This is a genomic window from Exiguobacterium sp. SH1S21 (assembly GCF_004337175.1).
GTDB lineage: Bacteria > Bacillota > Bacilli > Exiguobacteriales > Exiguobacteriaceae > Exiguobacterium > Exiguobacterium aurantiacum_A.
In genome coordinates, this window is the sequence record NZ_SJUY01000024.1 from 1 (window position 1) to 1,459 (window position 1,459).

Genomic DNA, 1,459 nt, shown 5'->3' on the forward strand with positions numbered 1-1,459 from the left:
TAATCTGTACCCAATGTAAAGGACATATGAAAAAAAACTTATGCGACTTGAAGAAGATGATTCCTGTACTGTACAGGAGTCATCTTTTTCATGTTCCATTGGTAACGATGGTGATTGTAGTAGCTAATGGTCCTACGGACCTCATTACGCAAAGAGTCGAACGTAGTGCACTCCTCTAACTCGAGGATATCCTTGAAATGTCCAAAGAATGATTCCTGGACGGCGTTATCCCAACAGTTGCCCCGTCGGGACATAGATTGGACTAACCTCATACGCTTCACTTGTTTCTGGTAGGTAGGACTCGTATAGTGCCCACCCTGGTCTGAATGGATGAATGCATCCTTCGCCAAACGAACCCTCCGGTTCTTACGTAAATGCTTCAACGTGTCCAATACGATGTCGAGATTGATGTTCTCAGAGAGATGGTGTGCCAGTACCTCATTGGTCGATCCGTCCACGATGGTCGAAAGATAGGCGCGCTTCCCTTTCCCGTAAAATATGTATGTGATATCGGTGAGGAGGACCTTGTAGGGCGTGCCCTGTTTGAATTCGCGCTTGAGGTGATTCGGCACCACTCGGTGCTCGGCCGTCGCCTTAATGAGCCGTTTGTATGGGTCCGCCTTACGGATTGGGCACACGATGTTATATTTGTGCATGATACGTCGGATGCACTTCAGGTTCATCGACACACCGAAATGACCAGACAGAACCATCTTGATCTGCCTAGCTCCCTTCTTTCGCTTCTTGAAGTGGAACGCTTTCAGAACGAGGTCGCGAAGAACAATGTCTTTCGCTTCGCGCTCCTGTCTGATCTGTATCCTCCGTTCCGAGAAATAGGCGTGGTATCCCTGACGTGACACCCCGACAACGTGACAGAGATGGCTGACCATACCTTTCATTCCGTGCTTGATGATGACACTTTGAATCAACTCATATTTTTGTGATGCGCTTAATCCAGCTTTCCTCTCCCTTCCGCCAGGCGGATCTCCTTTAATAGTTCGACCTCGGCTTTTAACAGTTTGTTTTCGGCCTCGAGCTTCGCGTACCGTTCTTCCGTAGACAGTTCTTTATCTTTGCTGCGTCCTGAATTACCTGCTCGTGTATCGCGCAGACCCATTACCCCGTCTCTTTTATAAGACGCTAACCAGCGTTTCTTACAAGAGTTTATGCGCGAAGCACCCACAGCCTCGATATCAAATCCGCAGTCACGGAAGATTTCTACCGGAAACCGTCCATCAAGTGTCTGTGCCATAAAAAGTTCTTTGAACTCATCGGTATACGTGATCCCTTTCGGGCTCACGGACTTGACGTATTTATTTGTGCTCAACTCATTTATCTCTTTCGACGTAAACAGCTTCTTCGACATCTCAAATCCACTCCCGATATGATTTAGTTCAGTGTACACAAAAACCCTGAGCAATAGACTTTTTTTAGTGTCTATTACTCAGGGTACAGTTTA

General features: G+C 46.9%; 1 protein-coding gene. It reads right to left on the reverse strand.

Annotated features, from left to right (window positions below):
* Nucleotides 1-38: 38 nt before the first annotated feature.
* Nucleotides 39-1,366 (reverse strand): IS3 family transposase gene (locus EVJ24_RS15050; RefSeq protein WP_131441801.1). Its coding sequence is split into 2 segments (ribosomal slippage): nucleotides 39-967 and nucleotides 967-1,366, totalling 1,329 coding nucleotides; the frame shifts between segments, so codons are not numbered across the junction.
* Nucleotides 1,367-1,459: the final 93 nt, after the last annotated feature.